The organism is Burkholderia sp. E168m23, from assembly GCF_016586125.1.
Lineage (GTDB): Bacteria > Pseudomonadota > Gammaproteobacteria > Burkholderiales > Burkholderiaceae > Burkholderia > Burkholderia orbicola.
In genome coordinates this window covers 1-2,062 of sequence record NZ_BCPP01001128.1, presented here as the reverse complement: position 1 = coordinate 2,062, position 2,062 = coordinate 1, and the positions used below count along the sequence as shown (strand labels likewise).

Here is a 2,062-nt window from a genome sequence, read left to right as displayed (position 1 = left end):
GCTACAAGCAGTCGGGGATCGGCCGCGAGACGCACAAGATGGCGCTGTCGAACTATCAGCAGACGAAGTGCCTGCTGGTCAGCTACCAGGCCGAGGCGCTCGGGTTCTTCTGATTGCCGAAGCCGGCGCGACGTGTCGGGGCCGGTTGGGGCCGGCACGTCGCGCGGTTCGATTTCCTTATTTCGACAGTCGGCGCCGGTTGCGCTTCGTTGGGCGGCCGGCGCCGGCAACGCTGCCGGCCGTCGCGCATGCGCGGCGGCACGGTGCGCCGATGCGTGCGACGACGACAACCAGCATGGCAGAACTGCCCCGATCATTTCCCCGCCACCCGGTCTTCCATCCGGGCGAACTCGACGCGCAACACCGCTTCGGCGTCGCCGACGAAGCCGAGCGGATGAGCGATGCCGTGACGACGCGGCTGAGCCTCGGCGTACGGCAGTTCGTCGAATCGCAACCGTTCATGTTCGTCGGCGCGGCATGCGGCGGCGGTGCCTCGATGACCTGCGACATCGTGCAGAGCCGGCGCGACGCGAACGGCGATCTGCTGCCGGTGGTGCGCGTGATCGATACGAAGACGCTGCGGTTCGCGCTGCCCGCCGCGCATGACGGCGACGGCGGCCGGATCGACGCGGCCGCCTGCGACGGCAGCGGGGTCGGATTGCTGTTCGTCGATTTCGTGCGCGGCCTGCGCTACCGGATCAACGGTCGCGCCACGCTGCGCACCGATCTGCCGGAAGCGGACGCGGCGCCGTGGGCGGTGGGCAGCGCGATCGTCGAGCTGACGATCGTGCAGGCATACGGCAATTGCGGGACGCGGGTCGTGCGGCTGAAGCCGGCCCGGTAGGCGGTAGCCGGTGACTGCGCCCGGGCGGCGGCGCGCATGCGCGGTCGCCGCGCGGATCGCACCGGCGGCGTGCGCGGCATGCCGCCTTCGGGTGCGCCCGCATGGCGCGCATCGGCCGGACAGCGTGCAATGGCGGGCTGCTCGCCGGGCCATGAGGTTCGGCACGGGACTTGCGTGATGGATACGCACGGTTCCGCGCAGGTGAGGGAGGACACGATGAATCAACATGTGGCGTGTACGGCGGAGCCGACCGCCGAAGACACGCGGCGCAGCGCGCAGGGCGACGACGCGTTCGCCGGGCAGGCCGTCGTCAGCGTCGCGCACGATGCGGACGAGCAGGCGCGCAACCTGATCGGCTGGCGGCAGACCTACGACCAGCTCGCGGCCGGCCGCTTCGTCGGCACGCTGACCGAGCTGCCGCTCGACACGATGAAGCTGTTTCGCGAATCGACCAGCCACCTGCTGCGCCAGGCGTGCGAGGTGCGCGGCGATGCGTACTGGTTCGGCATCCCGCTCGTGTGCGACGGTTCTGCGCGTGTCGATGCGTGCCGCATCGGCCCCGGCGCGCTCGCGTTCCGGCCCGGCAACGTCGAGTTCGAACTCGTGACGCCCGCGCAGTTCTCGATCTACGGCGTCGTCGTGCGCGGCGACGTGCTGCGCCGCTATGCGGAGGAAGTCGAACGGCGCGCGCTCGACGAGCGGCTGTTCACCCAGCGCGTGATGCAGGTCGGCGACGCGCGGCTCGCGCGCCTGTGCGCGCTGCTCGGGCGCCGGCTCGACGGTGCGGTGGCGATGGCCGGCCCGTTGCCCGATGCGCAGCGCGACGACCTGCAGGCCGAAGTGCTGGCCGCGCTGTTCGATGCGTGCGCGCAACCGGCCGACGACGGCAGCGGCGCCGCGCCGTCGACGCGCCGCTGGATCGTCGACCAGGCGCGCGACTACGTGCTCGCGCACCGCACGCGCCCGGTCGGCGTGCCCGAGCTGTGCGAGCAGTTGCACGTGAGTCGGCGCACGCTGCAGTACTGTTTCCAGGACGTGCTCGGGATGGCGCCCGCGACCTACCTGCGCACGCTGCGGCTGAACGGCGCGCGGCGCGACCTGTGCGGGCGTGCGGCCGGTTCGGTGCAGGACGTCGCGGAGGCGTGGGGCTTCTGGCATCTGAGCCAGTTCGCGACGGATTACCGGCGTCTGTTCGGCAAGCGGCCGTCGGAGACGCTG

General features: G+C 71.5%; 2 protein-coding genes. Both read left to right on the top strand.

What is annotated here, in order from left to right; translation table 11 throughout:
• The first annotated feature begins 295 nt into the window (after positions 1-295).
• On the top strand, positions 296-844 hold the full coding sequence (locus JMF90_RS34855; RefSeq protein ID WP_054928228.1) for a hypothetical protein: 549 nt from the start codon (positions 296-298) through the stop codon (positions 842-844).
• A 216-nt stretch (positions 845-1,060) separates the two neighbouring features.
• Positions 1,061-2,062: helix-turn-helix domain-containing protein (locus JMF90_RS34850; protein ID WP_201326142.1), on the top strand; the 1,002-nt coding region annotated here is incomplete at its 3' end.